This window comes from Rothia sp. HMSC066G07, assembly GCF_001814485.1.
Taxonomy (GTDB): domain Bacteria; phylum Actinomycetota; class Actinomycetes; order Actinomycetales; family Micrococcaceae; genus Rothia.
In genome coordinates this window covers 226,049-246,451 of sequence record NZ_KV816924.1, presented here as the reverse complement: position 1 = coordinate 246,451, position 20,403 = coordinate 226,049, and the positions used below count along the sequence as shown (strand labels likewise).

The 20,403-nt window shown below is 57.5% G+C and carries 18 protein-coding genes; 15 read left to right on the top strand and 3 right to left on the bottom strand.

Annotated features, from left to right (window positions below; all coding sequences use genetic code 11):
• The first annotated feature begins 215 nt into the window (after positions 1-215).
• The 10 genes from rpoZ to rpsT all read left to right on the top strand — a co-directional run bounded on the left by rpoZ (position 216) and on the right by rpsT (position 11,491).
• Complete coding sequence (rpoZ, locus tag HMPREF2971_RS04715) at positions 216-674, top strand: DNA-directed RNA polymerase subunit omega (protein ID WP_005508713.1); 459 nt, start codon at positions 216-218, stop codon at positions 672-674.
• Positions 675-705: 31 nt separating this feature from the next.
• Complete coding sequence (locus HMPREF2971_RS04710) at positions 706-2,130, top strand: bifunctional phosphopantothenoylcysteine decarboxylase/phosphopantothenate synthase (protein ID WP_070691635.1); 1,425 nt, start codon at positions 706-708, stop codon at positions 2,128-2,130.
• A gap of 404 nt (positions 2,131-2,534) precedes the next feature.
• On the top strand, positions 2,535-3,449 hold the full coding sequence (rapZ, locus tag HMPREF2971_RS04705) for an RNase adapter RapZ (protein WP_049362661.1): 915 nt from the start codon (positions 2,535-2,537) through the stop codon (positions 3,447-3,449).
• 107 nt (positions 3,450-3,556) lie between these two features.
• Positions 3,557-4,609, top strand: coding sequence for a gluconeogenesis factor YvcK family protein (gene yvcK, locus HMPREF2971_RS04700; protein ID WP_049337428.1), 1,053 nt, complete (start codon positions 3,557-3,559; stop codon positions 4,607-4,609).
• Between the two features lie 106 nt (positions 4,610-4,715).
• The gene (gene whiA, locus HMPREF2971_RS04695) at positions 4,716-5,681 is read left to right on the top strand and encodes a DNA-binding protein WhiA (protein WP_005505961.1); all 966 of its coding nucleotides are present in this window, start codon (positions 4,716-4,718) and stop codon (positions 5,679-5,681) included.
• A gap of 221 nt (positions 5,682-5,902) precedes the next feature.
• Positions 5,903-7,042: a ComEA family DNA-binding protein gene (locus HMPREF2971_RS04690; protein ID WP_070691632.1), complete on the top strand. Its 1,140-nt coding sequence runs from the start codon at positions 5,903-5,905 to the stop codon at positions 7,040-7,042.
• Between the two features lie 53 nt (positions 7,043-7,095).
• Positions 7,096-9,114 (top strand): ComEC/Rec2 family competence protein, encoded by a 2,019-nt coding sequence (locus HMPREF2971_RS04685; protein WP_246825043.1) that lies wholly within the window; start codon positions 7,096-7,098, stop codon positions 9,112-9,114.
• Between the two features lie 154 nt (positions 9,115-9,268).
• Entirely contained in the window at positions 9,269-10,303 is a 1,035-nt protein-coding gene (holA, locus tag HMPREF2971_RS04680; RefSeq protein ID WP_005505965.1) for a DNA polymerase III subunit delta, read from the top strand.
• A gap of 15 nt (positions 10,304-10,318) precedes the next feature.
• Positions 10,319-10,966, top strand: coding sequence for a type II toxin-antitoxin system PemK/MazF family toxin (locus HMPREF2971_RS04675; protein ID WP_070691628.1), 648 nt, complete (start codon positions 10,319-10,321; stop codon positions 10,964-10,966).
• A 261-nt stretch (positions 10,967-11,227) separates the two neighbouring features.
• Positions 11,228-11,491 (top strand): 30S ribosomal protein S20, encoded by a 264-nt coding sequence (gene rpsT, locus HMPREF2971_RS04670; RefSeq protein WP_005505969.1) that lies wholly within the window; start codon positions 11,228-11,230, stop codon positions 11,489-11,491.
• A gap of 301 nt (positions 11,492-11,792) precedes the next feature.
• On the opposite strand, the gene HMPREF2971_RS04665 is transcribed toward rpsT, so the two are convergent.
• Complete coding sequence (locus HMPREF2971_RS04665) at positions 11,793-12,410, bottom strand: hypothetical protein (protein WP_070691626.1); 618 nt, start codon at positions 12,408-12,410, stop codon at positions 11,793-11,795.
• 318 nt (positions 12,411-12,728) lie between these two features.
• Between HMPREF2971_RS04665 and HMPREF2971_RS04660 the strand changes: the two genes are divergently transcribed.
• Positions 12,729-13,064 carry a hypothetical protein gene (locus HMPREF2971_RS04660; RefSeq protein WP_070691624.1) on the top strand — a complete coding sequence of 112 codons (336 nt, stop codon included), beginning with the start codon at positions 12,729-12,731 and terminating at the stop codon, positions 13,062-13,064.
• A 134-nt stretch (positions 13,065-13,198) separates the two neighbouring features.
• On the opposite strand, the gene HMPREF2971_RS04655 is transcribed toward HMPREF2971_RS04660, so the two are convergent.
• Together HMPREF2971_RS04655 and HMPREF2971_RS04650 are read right to left on the bottom strand one after the other, a co-directional pair.
• A complete protein-coding gene (locus HMPREF2971_RS04655; protein WP_070691622.1) occupies positions 13,199-13,642 on the bottom strand; it encodes a hypothetical protein in 444 nt (147 codons plus the stop codon).
• Between the two features lie 290 nt (positions 13,643-13,932).
• Positions 13,933-14,442, bottom strand: a complete 510-nt coding sequence (locus HMPREF2971_RS04650) for a hypothetical protein (RefSeq protein WP_070691620.1) — start codon at positions 14,440-14,442, stop codon at positions 13,933-13,935.
• A gap of 344 nt (positions 14,443-14,786) precedes the next feature.
• On the opposite strand from HMPREF2971_RS04650, the gene HMPREF2971_RS04645 reads away from it, so the two are divergent.
• The 4 genes from HMPREF2971_RS04645 (at position 14,787) to HMPREF2971_RS09090 (ending at position 20,335) form a co-directional block, all read left to right on the top strand.
• Positions 14,787-15,809 carry a PAC2 family protein gene (locus tag HMPREF2971_RS04645; protein WP_070678329.1) on the top strand — a complete coding sequence of 341 codons (1,023 nt, stop codon included), beginning with the start codon at positions 14,787-14,789 and terminating at the stop codon, positions 15,807-15,809.
• Between the two features lie 96 nt (positions 15,810-15,905).
• A complete protein-coding gene (gene lepA / locus HMPREF2971_RS04640; protein ID WP_371325810.1) occupies positions 15,906-17,747 on the top strand; it encodes a translation elongation factor 4 in 1,842 nt (613 codons plus the stop codon).
• Positions 17,748-17,939: 192 nt separating this feature from the next.
• On the top strand, positions 17,940-19,382 hold the full coding sequence (locus HMPREF2971_RS09095; RefSeq protein ID WP_168165827.1) for an Eco57I restriction-modification methylase domain-containing protein: 1,443 nt from the start codon (positions 17,940-17,942) through the stop codon (positions 19,380-19,382).
• Entirely contained in the window at positions 19,379-20,335 is a 957-nt protein-coding gene (locus HMPREF2971_RS09090; RefSeq protein WP_083314080.1) for a BsuBI/PstI family type II restriction endonuclease, read from the top strand. Before HMPREF2971_RS09095 ends, HMPREF2971_RS09090 begins: the two co-directional genes overlap by 4 nt.
• Positions 20,336-20,403: the final 68 nt, after the last annotated feature.

The following is a 20,403-nucleotide window of genomic DNA, read 5'->3' as shown; positions in this document are numbered from 1 at the left end:
ATGGTGGGGGTTTCGAAGAGTTTTCTTCGGGCCCCCACCTTTTTATATAGGCTGACACCTTTTGTCCAGGCTGGTACGTGCGTTTTAGCCGTTGAGAGGGTAGAATAGTTCTTTAGTTTTGACCGTGCCCTCAGTGCGCCCGGTTTGCGCCATAGCGCGAACGGTGTACGGGGGTGTTCGGTACGTACATTCCATCAAGCTATTTGGAGTTTTTAGTGGCAAACGAAATCAAGGAACACGAGGACTACAACTTCGTTGACGGTGTCGCTCCCGAGGGCATCGTGAGCCCCAGCGCTGACGCGCTGATTGAGAAGGCGGAGTCCAAGTACGGCCTGGTGATTTTCGGTGCCCGCCGTGCACGCCAGATTAACGCGTACTACGCTAACCTGCAGGACAATACTGCTGCGCACGTTGGCCCGCTGGTTGACGCTGAGTCGAACGAGAAGTCCCTGTCGGTGGCAATGCGTGAAATCATTGCTGACCGTGTTGTGGCAGAGCACCGCCCGGACGCTAAGTTCGACGAGGACGGCTACCCCGTTCCCGAGGATCTGTCCGCTGTGATCGATTTCAGCGCGGCTGAGTTCTCTGGCGCTATCGAGGAGGAGTACATCCCCGCAGGTAGCGAAGAGGTTATTGCTATCGAAGAGGTTATCCTCGACGAGTCCGCTGAGTAATCTGCTTTTTACAAGGATTCTTTGACGTACCATGCGCATTATCGTTGGTATTGGAGGGGGCATTGCCGCGTATAAGGCGGCGATGCTCCTTCGTCTTTTTGCGAAGAATGGCGACGAGGTAATCGCCATGCCCACCCCGAACGCGACGAAGTTCGTGGGTGTTCCCACTCTGGAGGCGCTAAGCGGCAACCCCGTCTCGACGGACGTGTTTGACCGCGTGCCGGAGGTGAACCACGTGCGTCAGGCCGAGCAGGCTGACGCTGTGGTGATTGCCCCGGCGACCGCTGATTTGCTGGCTCGTTTGGCGGCTGGTCGTGCGGATGATCTGCTGTCCTCTACGGTGTTGACGACGCATGCCCCGGTGATTTTGGCGCCGGCGATGCACACCCAGATGTGGGAGCATCCGGCGACTCAGGCGAACGTGCAGACGCTGCGTTCGTGGGGTTATCACGTGATTGAGCCTGCGATTGGGCGTTTGACGGGTCCGGATTCTGGTCCGGGTCGCATGCCCGAGCCGGAGGATATTTTCGCGGTCGCGCTGGATGTGATTGCCCGCTTCCCGAAGGGGCAGGTGCACCCGGTGTACACGCCCGGTTACGCGCCGACTGAGCCCCTGTACACGGGTACGGAGCAGGAGCGTATGGCGGCGGCGCGTGCGGCGACGCTGACTTCGGCGCTGCTGGGTCAGGCTGAACCTGGTCAGGCTGATTCGGGTCGGGCAACTGGCGCATCCGAATCGCTGCGTGGCCCTCTGACAGGCCGCCTCGTGGTCATTACCGCTGGCGGCACCCGTGAGGCGCTGGATCCGGTACGCTTCCTCGGCAACCGTTCGACCGGCAAGCAGGGCGTGGCGCTCGCGGAGGCGGCACGCGACCTGGGCGCGACCGCGCACCTGATTGGCGCGAACCTTGAGGTTCCCGCGCCGGAGGGTGTACAAGTAACCCGCGTGGTGAGCGCCCTGGAGCTGCGTGAGGCGACCCTGGAGGCGAGCGCGGCGGCGGATGTGCTGATTATGTCCGCGGCGGTGGCTGATTTTAGGCCCGCTGAGTTTGCCGAGTTCAAGATTAAGAAGAGCGCCGATTCTGAGGATGCGCCAGTGATTCAGCTGGTGCGCAACCCGGATATTCTGCGTGAGGTCGTTGTGCGCCGCCAGCAGGCTCGTGAGGCGGGGGAGAGCACCCTCGGTCCGAAGCTCATTGTTGGTTTTGCGGCGGAGACCGGTTCGGCGGAGAAGACTCCGTTGGAGCTGGGTCGTGAGAAGCTGCAGCGTAAGGGTACGGACTTCTTGGCGGTCAATACGGTGGGTGTGAATCGTGGTTTCGGCACGGACGATAACACGATTACGCTGCTGTCGACTCTGAATGATGAGGCGCCGGTGTTCTCCGGTTCGAAGAAGGAACTGTCCGTGCGTCTGTTGGAGCATGTGGCGGCGTTCCTGCCTGAGCTTTCTGCCTAAGAATCCTGGCGCGAGAGTCCTAGCGCGTCCGCGTAGCTACTCAGCTGGTGCGCGCTCGCTTACGTATCTTCAAAGCCCGTGCGGTGCCTCCTGTGGAGGTATCGTGCGGGCTTTGCTGTACCCGCGGCAGTGTTACCGCGCGAGGTTCTTAGCGGGGTTCCTAGCTGGGGCTGAACCCTGCGGACTCTGCCGCCCGCCTCCTTCTCCGAAGCCCGTATAGAGCATTATGCGCAAGCACTTGTGATGCGGGTTTCTTTCTCCCGAGCTTCCTTCTGGGGTTCCGCCGGGGAGCGTCTCATATTTCTGTCATACTGGTGAAATTTCTGACCGTACCCCTGAACCGTCAGATAAAGGTCTAGTATCATGGCATAGAGAGTATTTCGCGTCGAAGGGGAAGAAGCACCATGCCCGAGAATCAGAGCAAGCCCGCCACGGTACAGCCCGCCCAGAGTGAGGAGCGTCCTCAGATTCTGGTCATTACCGGTATTTCTGGTGCAGGCCGCAGCACTGTCGCAAATGTGCTGGAGGATGAGGGCTGGTACGTTATCGACAACATCCCGCCGCAGATGCTCGGTTCCCTGGCTGAACTGGTGACCCGCGACGGTGCACGAGTGCCGAAGGTGGCGCTCGGTATTGACGTCCGCGCCCGCGCCCTGTTCTCTGATTTGCCCGCTGCAATTGAGACTTTGCGCAAGTCCGATATTGACTTCTCCATGCTCTTCCTTGATGCCAAGGACGAGACCATTATTGCCCGCTACGAGGCTCAGCGCCGCCCGCACCCGCTGCAGGGTGAGGGCCGCGTCCTCGACGGTATCCGCGCTGAACGCACTCTCTTCGAAGGTCTGCGCCTCGCTTCTGACCGCACCATTGACACCACCGGCATGAACGTTCACGAGCTGGCTCGTACCGTGCGTGAAATGTTTGCTGAGGGTGCGGATAAGAAGCTGAACCTGACCGTGATGAGCTTCGGCTTCAAGTACGGTGCGCCTTCGGACGCTAACTACATGGCTGATATGCGTTTCATCCCGAACCCGCACTGGGTCCCGGAGCTGCGCCCCCTGACCGGTCAGGACGCCCCGGTGCGCGACTACGTGCTGGAGCACGCCGGCACCGAGGAGTTCATCAGCAACTACCTTGCGGCTCTTCGCCCCGTACTTGAGGGCTACCGCCGTGAGGGCAAGTACTACGCCACCATCGCAATTGGCTGCACCGGTGGTAAGCATCGTTCCGTGGCTGTGACGGAAGAACTGGCTCGTCGTCTCTCTGCTTTCGGTGAGCTGAACGTGAATGTTCAGCACCGTGACAAGGGCCGCGAGTAAGTTCCACCCGGCGCGTCCCAACCACCGCGTCGTGTTTCATTAGCCGCCGTCCGGCCCCGCACCCGTGGGCCGGCATACCATTCCTTCCGGGTATGTGAGGTATTACTATGTCCACCCATTCGACCAGTTATGACACTCAGGGTATTCCGCGCCTGCCGGCTCTGCCGACTCAGGCTTTGCGCCTGTTGAAGACCACGCACCGTTCGCCGAAGGTCACGGCGATGGGCGGCGGTCACGGGCTGTACGGTTCCCTGTCTGCGTTGCGCCATGTCACGCCTGATTTGACGGCTGTTGTGACGGTTGCTGATGATGGCGGTTCGTCGGGTCGTTTGCGTGAGGAGATGGGTATTCTTCCTCCGGGTGATTTGCGTATGGCGCTTTCTGCGCTGTGTGATGACACCGATTGGGGTCGCACGTGGCGTGATGTGATGCAGCATCGTTTTAGCGCGCCGGAGGGGTACGAGGGCGAGTTCCCGCTGGATTACCACGCGCTCGGTAACCTGCTGATTGCTACTCTCTGGCAGCTTCTGGATGACCCGGTTGCGGGCCTGGACTGGGCGGGTGCCCTGCTGAATGCACGCGGTCGCGTGCTGCCGATGGCGCTGGATCCGATGGTCATTTACGGCACCGTGCTGCGTGAACATAACGGCGGCGGTATTGAGCGCGTGAAGGTGGTCGGCCAGGTGAACCTCTCTAAGGAGGAGCGTGTTCACGATATCGGTTTGACCCCTGAGAATGCTCGCCCCTGCCCGGAGGCGCTCTCCGCCATTGAAGAATCTGACTGGATTGTTTTGGGCCCGGGTTCGTGGCGTACTTCGGTTCTGCCGCATCTGCTACTGGACGCTCAGCGTGAGGCGATTATTCGCACGGAGGCGCGCCGCTGCGTGGTCATGAACCTCTCCGACGATAAGGAGACTGTCGGCTTCACTCCGGCGACTCACCTGGATTTGTTGCGCCAGTACGCCCCGAAGCTGCACCTTGACGCCGTAATTGCTGACGCGGACATGCAGGCGGACCACCGTTCCGAGCTGGAGCGTGAGGCCTCTGCGATGGGTGCGAAGGTTGTGTGGGCGCACCTGCGCTCTTCCGCTCAGCCGAATGTGCACGACCCGCTGAAGCTTGCGGCTGCGTATAACGAAGCGTTTGAGCTGAGCTCTTAGATTGACTGGCTTGGATTTGCGGCTCAGGTGTGCTGCTTGAGCTGGCTGTTTTGTGCGCTCTTTTCCTGATTTTTAGACTTAAACACTACGCCCAGAAGGACCTTTCATGGCATTAACCACGCTCGTCAAGGACGAACTCGCCAACTACGAGGCAACGAAAGTCTCTGCTCGTAAGGCGGAAATCTCTACGATTCTGCGTTTTACCGGAGGCCTGCACATTGTCTCGGGGCGAATCGTGGTGGAGTCTGAGGTCGACCACGAGGCAACCGCCCACCGCATGCGCCGCACCATCGCGGAGATTTACGGCCACGACTCTGAGCTGACCAGCGTCAGCGGTGGTGGCCTGCGTCGAGGCGGCCGCTACATTGTGCGTGTGGATCACGGCGGTGAGGCGCTGGCTCGCCAGACCGGTCTACTGGATCTGCGTGGCCGCCCGGTGCGTGGCCTACCGCCGGCCGTGGTGAACGGCTCCCTGCAGGACGCCGAGGCGGTCATGCGCGGTGCGTTCCTGGCGCACGGTTCGCTGACTGAGCCGGGTCGTTCCTCTTCCCTGGAGATTACCTGCCCCGGCCCGGAGGCGGCGCTCGCGCTGGTGGGTGCGGCTCGTCGCTTAGACATTATTGCGAAGGCACGTGAGGTGCGCGGCACCGATCGTGTGGTGGTGCGTGACGGCGAGACCATTTCGCAGCTGCTGGAGCGTATGGGCGCGACCGGCACCCTGACCACGTGGCGTGAGGCGCGCACCCGCAAGGAGGTTCGTGCGACCGCGAACCGCCTGGCAAATTTTGATGATGCGAACCTGCGCCGTAGCGCCCAGGCTGCTGTTGCGGCGAGCGCCCGCGTCGAGCGTGCTCTGCAGATTCTGGGTCATGAGGCTCCGGATCATCTGCGCTATGCCGGTGAGCTGCGTGTGCTGCATAAGCATGCGTCGTTGGATGAGCTGGGTCGCCTGGCTGATCCGCCGATGACGAAGGACGCGATTGCGGGCCGTATTCGTCGCCTGCTGGTGATGGCTGATAAGCGTGCTTCGGAGCTGGGCGTTCCGGGTACTGAACTGCCGCGCGAGGACTAAGCGAAGGCTAGATTCTGCTCTTAAACGGTGCGGGTAGCTTGTGTGGCTGAGGTGTTTGTGACGGTTTTGTGACAAACCGTAACCCGCTGTTTTTGAACAAAAACCGCATATTTTTCAAAAATGAGCCTGTGGATGGCCCCTTTCGCGTTGTGCGAGGGGAGTTATCCACAGGTTCTTTGTGTGCGCTCGTGCGTTCGCGCGCGTGAGCCTAGGGTAGGGGTATGACGAGCATGACCCCCAACCCCGACCAGAACGCTGTACAGAGCCCTGTGCAGGACAGTGCAGCCCAGCAGGGCGGTGCGCAGCGTAGCGCCCGCTCCCTGATGAACAGCCTCTACCGTAGCCCCCGCGCCCGCAAGAACGGTGCGCCGGATGCTGAGGACACCGTGCCGCTGGCTATTGCTGCTGAGGTAACGCCCGCGGAGGCGCCTGCCGAAGAAACACCTGCCGAGCCCGCGGCATCCCAGCCGGAGTCGAATGGCTGGGCTGACTGGGATCAACAGCCCGATTGGAATGAGGTGGACGACTGGGCGGAGTGGGAGCAGGCCGATCAGCCCGGCACCACACGCAGTACCCGTTGGGGCTTGTCGCCGCGCGTGCTGCTTCTGGTGGCGGTGCTGGCGTTGGTTGCCGTGGTGTGGGGTGTGACCCAGTTTTCGGCGGCGCCGCGTGCCGAGCAGGTCGCCTCCCCGAGTGCTTCCGCCGAGTCGGTGCAGGCGGTGGGTGCCCAGCAGAGCCCCGGAACTCAACCCGGCACCCAGTCCACTGCTCAGCCGGGCGCTAACCCAAGTGAATCCGCGCAGGGTGGCGCCTCCGGTGAGGCTACCGTGCGGGTGCACGTGGCGGGTGCCGTGAACAACCCTGGCGTGTACACGCTGCCCGCGCAGGGTCGTGCCGTGGATGCGATTGCCGCCGCCTCCGGTGCCGCCGCGGATGCTGATCTGGACCGCGTGAATCTTGCCGGTGCGCTCAGTGACGGGGTGCAGATTTATGTGCCGCATCGTGGTGAGACGGCTGCTCCGGCGCAGATTCAGCCCAATGGTGGCACGGCAAATGCGGGTCAGGGTAACGCGGCGAATGGTGCAGCGCAGAACGGTGCATCTCAGGGTGGCGCTCAGCCTCAGCCTGCACGCACGCTAACTCCTGCAGGCAGCGCGCAGAAGGGCTCAACCCCGGTGAACATTAACACCGCCACCGCCGAGGAGTTGCAGACCCTGCCGCGTATTGGTCCTGCGATGGCTCAGCGCATTATTGCCTGGCGTGAGGCGCACGGCGGTTTCCGTAGCGTGGATGAGCTGGATGCGGTGCCCGGCATTGGTCCGTCGATGCTGGAGAATCTGCGCCCGCTGGTGACGGTCTAATGCACCGGCAAAACCGCAGGCAGAACCGCCAGCAGGCACTCTTTCACGGTTCCTTGCGCCTCACCCGGCGCCTCATCCGGTCCACGGCTACGGCGTATGACCGCGTCCGCTACCGCTGGAGCATCGGCGCTGAGCGGTGGCGTACCCGCCGCGACGAGCAGGAGCTACGCGCCCAGGGAAGCCTCATTCACCTGGATTTTCGCCTGAGTTTTACGGTGCTGGCGCTGTGGGCTTTTACCGCGGCGGCGCTGACTGTGGGCACGTGGCGGGTGGTGCATCCGCTGGCGTGCGTGCTCATTGCCCTGCTGGGGTGCCTGGCGATTCTGCTCTTCTTTCCGCCGCGTGCGGCAATGCCGTACAGCCTGCTCTTTCGCACGACCGGTCAGCTGGTTTTTCTGGCGTGTATTGTCACGGTTCAGGCGGTGCTTTTGTGCGCTACGGGGATGGATGCATCCCGCGCCACCCTGCAGCAGGCGCAGGGGGCCTCGCTTCGTCTGAATGGCACGGTGGAGCAGGTTCGCCGCGTGGATCCGCGCACTACTCTGGTGGTTATTAAGCTGGAGGAAATTCAGGGGCGGAGCGTGCGTGCGCTGGTGAATGAGCGGGTGCGCGTGTACCGGCGTGACGGTTCGGCAAAGAGCGCCGCGCAGCGTCTGGAAGCACGTTCGGAGGCGAACTCATCGGGTAGCGTTTCTGCGGCTAAGCACCAGGGGAGCGGTACCGCGCGCTCGCAGGCGATTTATCCAGGCATGAAGGTGACCGCCCTCGGCACGGTGGAGTTTAACGGTTCCACGGCGAAGCTGAGCGGCGCAACTATTTTCCCGATGCCCGCACCCGCCTATGGCGCCGGATCGAACGCCTCGGGCGCCGCCCGGACTGAGGAGGAGCCGTACCTGTCCACGCTCAAGGAACAGCTGCGCACCCGCGCCCTGGATACCCTGGGCACGGAATCGGCGGCACTAGTTTTGGGCACCGCCTACGGGGACGACTCGCTGATGAGTTCCACCGCGCGGGAGGACTATAAGCTCAGCGGGCTCAGCCATATTACGGCGGTGTCCGGGGCGAATATTGCCATCGTGTTTTTGGGTGCGTACCGGCTGGTGTTGGCGATTCGTCCGTACCGCTTCGCCAGCGCGTACCTGCTGTTCCGCTCGTTGAGGCAACGGCTGCGAGGGAGAGGCACGGGTCATTCTCGCCGCCCCGCGTACCCCCGGCATCCCGCCCAGCCCCAACACTCTATCCAACCCCATCAACCTACCCCGCCAAACGCGCACGCCCTGCCGCCGCTCGTGCATCGGCTGAGTACCCTCGCCATTCCGCACCGCGTCATGGTGCTGTGCGGGGTTGCGGCGGTGCTCGCCTACGCCACGCTGCTGGAGACTGAGGGTTCCGTGATTCGTTCCCTCGCCATGGGTCTACTCGGTGCTTACGCGATGTTGCGCGGTTCGGGTCGCCAGTCTTTGGCGGCTCTGCAAACCACGGTGCTGATGTGTCTGCTTGCCGCCCCGCACCTCGCCGTGGATATAGGGTTTGCCCTGTCGGTGACGGCAACTTCCGCGCTGATTCTGCTGGGTCCTCCGCTGATTCGCCTGCTCATGCGCCTCATGCCGGTGTTCTGCGCGGAGATGCTCGCCGCGCCCATCGTGGCGTCCCTGTGGTGTACTCCGCTGATTTTGGCGATGAGCGGTACGGTGCCGCTCTATTCGGTTCCGGCGAATCTGGTGGCGGCTCCTTTGGCGCCGTTGAGTATGCTCGCCGGGCTGGCGGCGCTCGGATTCATGCTCCTGGGCCTGCCCGAGCTGGCGGATGTGTGCCTGCGTGCCGGTGGGCTTGCCGCGCAGGGTATCGAGTGGGCGGCGCATACTGCCGCGCACGCGCCGGGTAACCCGTGGGAGCTCGGTTCGAGCGTGCCCGCGGTGGTGGGCAGCGCCCTCTGCGTGCTGGCGTTGAGCGTTGCCCTCTGGTGGGTGGATGCGCGCCGCTACCGTGCGGTCACGCACCGGCAGTATTTGCGGGTAGTACCGCAAATCGCGCCCTCCTATCAGCGCCCCAATCAGCCCGCCCGGTCTTAACCGACTAACCGTGACCGACTACCGCTAACCACCGCTAGGAGGCATCTGAGAAGAAAACGCTATGATGGATACTCGAGACTCTACCCGCGCCGCACCCCGCGCGCAGCGGGGCCGAGTTCAGCCCGTACCCTGCAGATAAAGGCGAGTGATAAGCGTGTCCGAGCGTAAGCGTTCAACCCAGCGTGGTGGTTCCCGAGGCTACGCCCGCCGAGGCGGCCCCGCCCTCGACACCGCGTGGCGTACCGTCACCCCGGCACCCGCCGTCATGCTCTACGGCCCGGAGGAGTACTTCGCCTCCCGTGCCGCGGCACGCCTGCGTGAGCTGTTCCGCAGCATCCACCCGGAGGTGGACCGCGTTCAGATTAACGCCGCCACCTACACGGCGGGGGAGCTGATCCTGCACGCTTCGCCCTCCCTGTTCGGTTCGGCGAAGATCATTGAGGTTGAGAACGTCGCCTCCATGAGCGACGAGTTTTTGACCGATACGCTCGCCTACCTGAACGCCCCCGAGCCGGACATCATGCTCATTCTGAACCACTCGGGCGGTAACCGCGGCAAGAAGCTCATCGACCTGGTGCGTTCCCAGTTCGTGCTCATTAACTGCAAGGCGCTCAAGACCGACCGTGAGAAGAGCGAGTTCTTGGCGGGGGAGTTTGCCGCCGCTCAGCGCCCGATTACCGGCGGCGCTCTGGCGTTGCTGACGGCCGCCGCCTCCGACACTGCTGAGCTTGCCGCCGCATGCCAGCAGCTGCTCTCAGACGTACCCGGCGACATCACCGAAGAGGCTGTGAACCGCTACTACGGCGGCCGCACCGAAGTCACCGCGTTCCGCGTCAGTGACGCCGCGATTTCCGGTAACGCCCCGGAGGCTCTGCGTCTGCTCCGCCACTCTCTCGCCACCGGCACGGAGCCGATTCCGATGCTGGGCGCGCTCGCCATGCGTATCCGTAATATTGCGCGCGTGCACCACGTGCGCATGAGCGCTAACGAGCTGGCGCGTGAGGTGGGTATGTCACCGTGGCAGGTTGAGCAGGCTCAGCGTGACGGCCGCCGTTTTACCGGCGCCCAGTTGGCGCATATTGTGCAGCTTCTGGCTGATGCGGACGCCCAGCTGAAGGGTGAGTCGCAGGACGCGGTGTATGCGGTGGAGCAGGCTGTTTTGGCGATTGCTCTACCTCCGCGCCTGTAGTGCATAATAGAGCCCATGCTCGAAATTCTGAAGAAAATTTTCTTTGCCCTGCTGCCCTTCCTGCAGAAGGCGGCAGAGGATGCCCTCAACGACGCTACTGCGTCTAAGGGCGGCTCCGAGTCCTCCCAGAAGAGTGAATCCCGCAAGGATGAATCTCGTCAGCGTGAGGCTCGTACCTCCGGCTCTTCGACGCCTAAGCCGAGCGCCTCGAAGTCTTCCTCGGCACCTAAGCCTTCCGCACCGGCTTCGACCGGCGCATCCGACGGTTCGGATTACCCGGGCGATTACCGCGACATAATCAACTTTGAGTACTCGCCCTCCCTGGACGGCGACGCTGACCCGGGTGAAATCGTGTGGACGTGGGTTCCCTTCGAGGAGGACCACTCGCAGGGTAAGGACCGCCCGGTGCTTCTGGTGGGTCGTGACGGTGAGTACCTGCTGGCGCTGATGATGACCAGCAAGGATCACAATAACCGTGAGCACGCTGATTCGAACTACCTTGATATTGGTTCGGGTCCGTGGGATCCGCAGGGCCGCGCTTCTGAGGTGAAGCTGAACCGTGTGATTCGTGTTCGCCCGGATGCGATGCGCCGTGAGGGTGCGATTATGCCGGAGGATACGTTCCGCCTGATTGAGCGTGCGTGGACTCGCCATAACGGCTAACGCCCTGTGCCGGTAGTTTCACCGGCGACCGGTGCCGATTATCTGCGCCGGATGTGGAGGCTGCGTGTAGTGGTTTTCACAGTATTTTTCTCTCCGCGGGGGTCTGTCGTGGAGGCTGTTCATCTGGTATTATGTGTGGTTGAGTGTCCGATGGTCATCGGGCACTGCTGGCCGGTTGCCATAGGCATCCCCACGCCGCTCAGTCGATGATCGGCCAGCGTCGCCCTCACCGACCAATAAGACAAAACAGAAAGTTTAATTGTGGCTAACATTAAGTCTCAGAAGAAGCGTATCCTCACCAACGAGAAGGCTCGCCTGCGCAACAACATTGTAAAGTCCGAGCTGAAGACCGCGACCCGCAAGGTCAAGGCTGCTGTTGAGGCACAGAACCAGGAAGCTGCTGTTGAGGCTCTGCGTTTTGTGAACCGTAAGCTGGACAAGGCTGTTTCCAAGGGTGTTCTGCACAAGAAGACCGCTGCAAACAAGAAGTCCGGTCTTGCTGCGCTGGTAAACAAGGCTTTCTAAAACTTGCGGGGTACCTAAGTACCTCTCTGGTTTAAGGGCAGAGACCCCCTGTGTTCCCCCTCCTCTAAGGGGAATGCAGGGGGTCTCTTTTATCTGCTTACCTGCTGTAATGAATAACAGCTCAAAGTAGGGAGTAACTGGAAACCAAGTTGCTTGCTAGATACGCTCCTGCGCCTCAGCAAATGCGATTGGCTCTTGTCGTTCCATGTACGCCGGGGCAATTACTGCTGTAAGCTGTCTGTTTCAATATCGTCAAATTTTTAAAAGGTTCGCTGATTCTCGATGGTGAAAGCTCGAACTATCAAGGAATCTCTACAAAGATAGTTTTTTCCTTACCACTGACATCGATTCGAAGCTCCAGGCTCTTATTTCTTCGAGTATGCGGTATGGTGAACTTAACCGGTTCGCCGGGGTGTACCTCTATAGGAAGTTCGGGAATAGAAAGGCCGGGGTGGGAGAAATTGTTCAGGTTTGTCACCTCAAGAACTATGACAGGTGTCCCAGTATTATTACGCAAGTAATAGCTGTAATCATTAGGACGTTGGTCATTGATTACATGAGTAAACTCCAAGATAGGTCGGTGCAGGCTGGCTGCCATCTCAGACTGCGACTGGGATTGACTCTGTTGTTCAGCGACAAGCTGCCGCATCTGCTCGAGTGACTCCTCGGCCTGCCGGACTCGTTCCTCTGCAGCTTTACGCGCCAGCTCAGCCTGGTTGGCCTGTTCTTCTGCAGCCTTTGCAGAACGTTCAGCCGCAGCACTCATAGTTAGAGCTGCTTTGTGTGCTTCATCTGCCTTTGCCTTGGCCTCTTTAGAGCCAAGGGCTTGACGCCACGTAATATAGGCTAAAATCGCCGAAACGATAGCCCCCAGTGCTGATACACCAGCAAAAAAATTTCCTATACCTTGTGAATCCATACCAACTATCTTAACCCGCCCTACCCTGTTACGGGGACACACCATGACAGGACACAGGGTAACAGGTGAAAGGCTAAACGCAACTGCGGGTGAATGATGTGTTCGTATCTGATGATTCGGTACTGAATTTTTTAGCAGGATCATGGGGAGGCGCCCGCCCGGTGACGAAACCGCTTGCGGGTCGCGTGGAAGCCCGTATAGTGGGAACTACCGGCGGTATCGCACACCGCCCGCGCCTATCATGAGCGCTCTAAGCGGCGTTGCACATGGCGCCGGTGTGGGCACATATTTTTTTTGCATATTATCAGGAGGTTCCCCATGAGTAGCGAGATCGCAGAAGAAGCTTACGATTATCGTGAAGACCCTGAGTATTGGCGTGCTCCGTTCGATTTTACGAAGCCCATATCTGATGCAAATACTCCGGAGGGGTGGATGCGTGCTGAGTTGAATGGGCGTTTTTTTAATGCTCCGGTGGCGCGCCCCGGTGCCGAATATGAGTGGGGTCTGGCAGAGATTAAGCGTAGGAACGAAGCTAAGGAATTCCCCTTCAAATATAGCGAAGTAACCAGCTTGTATCGTGAGAAGGTAGCTAATGGTGAGTTGCCGGATGTTTATGCTGGCACTCCATACGATTTGGCGCTTCTGCCTTTCTAAAACTTGCGGGGTACGTGAGTACCTCTCTGGTTTAGGGCTGAGACCCCCTGTGTTCCCCCTCCTCTAGGGGGAACGCAGGGGGTCTCTTTATGCCCGAATCGTTTATTGTGGGTGCTTACCCGTTATAAAGTTGTTTATAGGAGATCGAGATTATACTCAATCGGGACGCAGAGGATATCCTCCCGCCCGTCGATTCGGAGGCGCAGGTTATAGTCGTCCCCATAATGATGTAGTTCAACTCTGACCATCTCGCCGGATTGAAACTCCTTAACGATTTTTTCGAGTTCTAGGTTAGCAAACTGGTCTGCGTTCACTACATCAAGAACCTTAATAGGACCCATAGTGACATTACGTAGACTAAAAGTTGTCCTCACTACATGAGTCAGCTGAAATTCAGGGCGCCATAGGCTAGCTGCAATCTTGGACTGTGACTGGGACTGGCTCTGCTGTTCAGTGACAATCTGCTGCATCTGTTCGAGCAACTTCTCAGCCTGGTTGACCTTTTCCTGTGCAGCGTCTGCAGAACGCTTAGCCGCATCACGTATGGCTAGAAGAGTTGGTATAAACTGTGTATCCATACTAGTCATTATAACCGACCACTCCCCGCCAAGGCAGGAAACAACATAACAAGTGAAAGAATATGCGTAATTACTGGTAGGTGATGTATTTGAACCTAATGATTTGTTGCTGAATTTTTCCGTATCCGAATCTTGGGGAGATTCACGCCCGTATTGGGGAACTATCAGCGGTACTGTACCCTCTCCCTCATGCTGTAAGCATGGCCCCGTACCTGTACCGGTACGAGGCTATCTATTAGGATTCAGCGGGGCCTTTTGCCGGTGTGCTATATGCCGGCGCAGTCAATTTCTTAGCTGAACTTACCAGGAATCTGAACGTAGATAGGTTCATCTTGGTCTGCAACCTGAAGAACTAGATTTGATGGTAAGGGCTTCCCCATCACATCACCTAGACGGATGTCGAGCGATTCACCTGGGTTGAACTGGTGGTGAATATCATCGCACCGAAAAAATTCATCCTGGTTTACAACTTTAAGCACATTCAAAGACTGCTTAGTAATATTTTGTAGCTTATATCGCAATCCTCTGACATGCGTCAGCTGGAATTTAGGTCGCCACAGATTGGATGCAATATCAGCCTGCGACTGAGATTGGCTCTGCTGTTCCTCGATAATCTGATGCATCTGCTTGAGTGACTCTTCAGCTTGTCGGGCTCGTTCCTCTGATTCTGCTTTCGCCTTCTTAGAACCATTAGATTGATACCACGATATGCCCGCAAAAAGGGCCGAAAACGCGGCAGCAAGAGCCGATATACCAGAAATAAGATTTGCTATGAATTGTGAGTCCATACCAGCCATCATAACCAGTCACACCTCACCATGACAGGACACAAGGCAACAGGTGAAAGCCTAAACGCAACTGCGGGTGAATAATGTATTCGCTTCTGGTGACTCGTTATTTTTTATACCCATTCCTATGGAGGCGCCCACCCGGTGACGAAACCGCTTGCGGGTTGCGGAAGAGCCCGTATAGTGGGAACTATCGGCGGTACCGCACACCGCCCGCGCCCTAGCAATAGTGCCGTATAGACGGTACCGGGGGAGTGAGCATCGCCGATACACACCACACAACCACCGATGGTTCACCGGCAACTTTCCATACACCCCCATGTACCCGGTGAACCGACCACGAGCTAAGGACAACGATGAGCCAGCCGAACTTCCCGCCCGCCCGACTCTTTGACGCTTTCGCCAAGCCTGCCTCCACAGAACAGTCCGCAAAGAAGGGACTGCTCGGCAAGCTTGGCCTGGGCGAATCCTCCGAAGAGGACAACTACACCACCGTCATGCTGGTCGGTTTCAACTCCGCGAAGGAACCCCCGGGCAACGGTGAAGACGCCCTCGACGTGATTCACCGCGCGTTCGACCCCTGCGATGAGAGCCCCGGCTTCGACATGGACGACTTCTACGACTATGCTTCCGTCGCCCCGCAGCTACAGAACAGCGACGACTCCGAATCCACGGTTCTGGTGTGGCCCAAGATGTTCTACAACATGGTCACCATCCCGGAGCGCCACCTGCGCCTGCTCGTGGTGACCGGCCCCGCCCCGAGCCTGTGCCTGCAGCGGTTCATGACCCGCTTCTTCAAGTACGTGAAGAAGCTCCACGTGGACCACGCGATCTTCGTTGAGACCTTTGAGGATCAGGTGGCGCACACCCGCCCGTACCCGTACACGCTGACCACTTACGACGAGAAGCTGGCGGCAATCCCCGGTATTCTGCACGAGTATTTCACCGGTTCTACCTCGGTGACGATGGCAATGTCTGCGCTCGCCGCCGAGCACGGCCTGTCCTCCTCGGTCATGCTGCGTATGAGCATCCCGGGGTATCTGAGCTTTGACCAGCAGAACCCGCGTGCGGTCGTGAGCCTGATCGAGGCGCTGGAGGTCATCCTCGGTATCAAGGTCGAGTCTGAGGAGTACGACCGCCTGCGCACCCATGCTGATGAGTGGGAGGCGGAGCTCGCCGAAGAAATGGCGAAGGACTACGAGAAGGTTGAGCTGGTGCGTGAGATTGAGCAGAAGATGGATTCGACTCTGCGCACTGTCTCCGGTGAGGTGATTGCCGAGGATATTGAGGGCTACCTGGATTCCCTCAGCGGCGCCTCCGAGGGCGTAAACCCTGCCGATGATGGTGCGGATTCCGCGGAGGATTCTTCGGAACGTTAGGTCCGTTCGCACATATGGCGCGGGTATGGGAAAATGATAGGTAACTATGCCCATACCCGCAGCCAGCATCTCGAAAGGATGATGTGATTGGCACCCATGTCGAAGAACCCGCCCGTTCCGGCGGCGACCGACCCCGCGATTATTCGCAACTTCTGCATTATCGCCCACATTGACCACGGTAAGTCCACCCTCGCAGACCGTATGCTGCAGGCCACCGGCGTGGTTGCCCCGCGCGATATGAAGGCGCAGTACCTGGACCGCATGGACATTGAGCGTGAACGCGGTATCACCATTAAGTCTCAGGCTGTGCGCATGCCCTGGGATGTTGACGGCACCTCCTACGCGCTGAACATGATTGACACCCCCGGCCACGTGGACTTCACCTATGAGGTGTCCCGCTCCCTGGCTGCGTGTGAGGGTGCGCTTCTGCTTGTGGACGCCGCCCAGGGTATTGAGGCTCAGACCCTGGCGAACCTGTACCTGGCGATGGAAAACGACCTGACCATCATCCCGGTGCTGAACAAGATTGACCTTCCCGCGGCTCAGCCCGATAAGTACGCTGAGGAGCTGGCGAACCTGATTGGTTGCGAGCCGGACGAGGTTCTGCGCGTATCGGGTAAGACCGGTGAGGGTGTTGAGGCTCTGCTGGACCGTATTGTGGAGGCGATTCCCGCCCCGCAGGGTGACGCATCCGCCCCGGCGCGTGCCATGATTTTTGACTCGGTGTACGACTCGTACCGCGGTGTGGTCACCTATGTGCGTGTTGTGGACGGTAGCCTGCAGCCGCGTCAGAAGATTAAGATGATGTCCACCGGCGCTGAGCATGACCTGCTCGAAATCGGCGTGATTTCCCCTGAGCCTGTCCCGTCGAAGGGCCTGGGCGTGGGCGAGGTGGGTTACCTCATCACCGGCGTGAAGGACGTCCGTCAGTCCCGTGTGGGTGATACCGTCACCTCCGCCGCTAAGCCCGCCGAGGAGTCCCTGGGCGGTTACGAGGACCCCAAGCCGATGGTGTTCTCGGGCCTGTTCCCGATTGATGGCTCGGACTACCCGGCGTTGCGTGACGCGCTGGATAAGCTGAAGCTCAACGACGCCGCACTGATTTACGAGCCGGAAACCTCTGCCGCTCTGGGCTTCGGTTTCCGCTGTGGCTTCCTGGGTCTGCTGCACCTGGAGATTGTGCGTGAGCGTCTGGAACGCGAGTTCAACCTGGACCTGATTTCGACCGCACCGAACGTTATTTACGACGTGGTGGACGAGGCCGGCAACGCTAAGCGCGTGACCAACCCGAGCGAATTCCCCGAGGGTAAGGTCGCGACGATTCGCGAGCCCATGGTGGCGTGTACGATTATTGCCCCGAGCGAGTACATTGGCGCAATCATGGAGCTGTGCCAGGCTCGCCGCGGCCAGATTGGCGGCATGGATTACCTCTCCGAGGATCGTGTGGAGATGCGTTACCGCCTGCCCCTGGCAGAGATCGTGTTCGACTTCTTCGATCAGTTGAAGTCCCGTACCCGCGGTTACGCGTCGCTGGACTGGAAGTTCGACGGTGAGGAAGAGGCTGACCTGGTGAAGGTCGACATCCTGCTGCAGGGCGAGAAGGTGGATGCGTTTAGCGCCATTACTCACCGCGATAAGGCGTACTCGTACGGTCTGATGATGACTTCTAAGTTGCGTGAGCTGATTCCTCGTCAGCAGTTTGAGGTGCCGATTCAGGCGGCTATCGGTTCGCGTATTATTGCCCGTGAGAATATCCGCGCGATGCGTAAGGATGTTCTTTCTAAGTGTTACGGTGGCGATATTTCGCGTAAGCGTAAGCTGCTGGAGAAGCAGAAGGAAGGTAAGAAGCGCATGAAGATGGTCGGTCGTGTGGAGGTTCCTCAGGAAGCCTTCATTGCGGCACTGTCTTCGGGCGAGGAGAAGGAAAAGAAGAAGTAGCCTTTCGCTGCTGTAGCTTTTCCGGCTGTGTGCTGACCTGTTGATTGTGGAGAACCCGGCTGGTGCCTCGTGTACCGCTGGGTTCTCTGCTGTCTAGCTTGGAAAACACATCAATTTACGTAGGACATTCCTGAGATGACGAACTGACTTGGCACACATCAGGGGTGCAGTTACCCTTGAAGTATGGAATTTGTGGAACGCGCTGAAATACGACGACAGCAGGCTATGAGCGCTCTCGATGAGAAGAGCCAAAGCGACCAAGGTCAGTTTTTTACCCCGCTCGCAGTCGCCCAGATGATGGCGCAGATGCTACCTCTTCCAACTTCTAATAAAGTTCGTATCCTAGACCCTGGCGCAGGATCTGGCATATTGACAGCAGCAGTTGTGGACCGATTTACACGAGAATCTCCAGAAACCAATCTTGAGATTATTGCTGTAGAAAAAGATTCTGAGCTCATTCCTGCGTTGAAGAATACTCTGAAAGATTGTTCTCGCCCAGGGGTGCATCTTGAATACGTTAATCAAGATTTTATTGAATGGGCTTTGCAAGGCCAGAGCCTGTTCGACTATGTTATTCAGAATCCACCGTATTTTAAGATTGCAAGTAAGTCAGAAGTAGCCCTAATTCTACGCTCACATGGGTGCAATGTGCCCAATATGTATGCCGCCTTCATGTCCCTAGGTGAGCGCCTTTTGAAGGATGGTGGCTATCAGGTGTCCATTACTCCGCGTTCATGGATGAATGGAACCTACTACACTGCATTTCGCCAAGATTTACTCAAAGAATCTAGTATCGATTCTATTCATAGTTTTGAGTCCCGTTCTTCTGTTTTTGGAGAGTCTGGAGTACTCCAAGAAACAGTTATCACTGGTATGTATAAGGGAGTAGCAAAATCTCATGTGCAGCTAAGTGTATCGCATGACCATAAGGGAACAGTCTCTACGCGTTCGGTTCCGTACACTCAAGTTGTAACTGGTGATTTTATCTTTGTCCCCAATACAGATTATGACGGGGAGATTATTGAGCGAATGTCCCATGCCAAGGAAACGTTATCCTCATTGAATCTGAATGTTTCGACAGGTAAAGTGGTGGGTTTCCGCTCTCGTGAGATTCTTCTTGAGAATCAACTTGTTGGTTCTCTGCCTCTCATTCATGCTTCCCATATATTTAATGGACAAGTAATCCATCCTCTTGAATCTTGTAAGAAAGAACAGTGGGTTGATGGGTTCCATCCAAATACGGCAAAAAATGTCATTCCGTCAGGCTGGTATGTCCTTGTAAAGCGTTTCTCTGTGAAAGAAGAGAAGCGTCGCATAAGCGCAGCATTGTACCATGCAAATAATTTGTTTGCAATAGATAATAAGGTGAACTATATTCACAATAATGGCTCGGGTCTTGAAAAGGATGTCGCTATAGGAATTGAGCGATGGCTAAATTCAGCCCAAGTAGACGATTATTTTCGCATTTTCAGCGGGCATACCCAGGTAAATGCTGGAGATTTGCGTCAACTCCCATTTCCCTCAATAAGTTCTTTGCGAAAACTTGCCCATTCAAAACAACCGACTCAGGACATTTCTGAGATTCTTTCAGATAATATCGAATCTCTACAGATTAAGAAGGAGAAAGCCGTATGAGCATACATGAAGAAGCTAGAAGGCTTTTGAAACTCTTTGAGTTTGATGAAAAACGAACTAACGATATGGCAGCAAGGACTCTTCTGTCGCTGTTGAACCTCCGTGAAGGAGATACCTGGGATCAAGCAACAAATAATCGAATCGGAGTGCGTGGTCTAATGGATTGGATGAGAAATAATCTTGATTTCCCAATTGCAGAAAACTCCAGGGAGACTATACGCAGAGAGGTTCTTCATCAGTTTGTAGCAGCAGCTTTTTGCGAACACAATGATGATGATCCGGATCGCCCGACTAATTCATCAAAAAATGTATATAGGGTTAGCCCCAATGCGCTAAGTGTGATTCGCATGTATTCAGGAAGCAATGATGATACTTCTAGTGAATTTCGTATTGCTCTTGAAGAATATCTAGCATATGCTCCGAGCCTAGTGGAATTGCAACGTGAAGAGCGTAAAATACACAAGATTCCGGTTCGTATGCCCTCGAATGAAATCGAATATATTAATCCTGGTGGCCAAAATAAACTAATTAAGGCCATGGTTGAGGAGTTTTGCCCTCGTTTTATACCTGGGGGTCGAGTTCTGTATATTGGTGATGCAGATAATAAAACAGTTCATTATGATAAAGAGATATTTTCGTCTCTTGGAATTAATCTTGATATGCATGGAAAGATGCCCGACTTGGTTGTGTATCAGGAGGATAAAAATTGGCTCTTCTTGATGGAAGCAGTAACAACTCATGGTCCAGTAAATCCTCTCCGCAAGAAAGATTTGGAATCACTTTTTGGAGGGTCGGAAGCTGGAATCGTGTATGTTTCCTGTTTCCCGAACCGACAAGTGCTCCGCTCTCACCTAATGGATATTGCTTGGGAGACAGAAGTCTGGTTGGAGAGCGACCCAACTCATATGATTCATTTCAATGGCTCACGATTTATGGGGCCCTACGAAAGTTAGGCATATGAGAACCCGACTGGTGCCTCGTGTACCGCCGGGTTCTCTGCACGCTGTCTGTTGATATACCG